Origin of the sequence: Paraburkholderia sp. RL18-101-BIB-B (assembly GCF_046026985.1) — a bacterium.
In the GTDB taxonomy this organism is placed as follows: domain Bacteria; phylum Pseudomonadota; class Gammaproteobacteria; order Burkholderiales; family Burkholderiaceae; genus Paraburkholderia.
Window position 1 is genome coordinate 1 of record NZ_JARESV010000251.1, and the last position, 232, is coordinate 232.

Annotated in this window: 1 pseudogene; it reads left to right on the forward strand. The window is 60.3% G+C overall.

The features are described from left to right. Positions 1-232, forward strand: a pseudogene (locus P0D73_RS46955) (3-hydroxyacyl-CoA dehydrogenase); the annotation flags it as partial.

A 232-nucleotide genomic window follows, 5' to 3' on the forward strand; every position in this document is an offset into this window, starting at 1 on the left:
AATGTTTCCGCGGACGCGACCCGCTCCGGCCGATTGTTTTTCCTCGAATTGAGCGGTGGCCGCATTCACTCGATCAATCCCGACGGATCCGACCTCAAGACGATCGTCACGGATTGCCGCCTCCCCGACGGCATCGTCGTGGACGTGGATGCCGGTCATATCTACTGGACCAACATGGGTTCGATCGGCCTCCATGACGGCTCGATCGAACGCGCCGACCTGGATGGCAAGA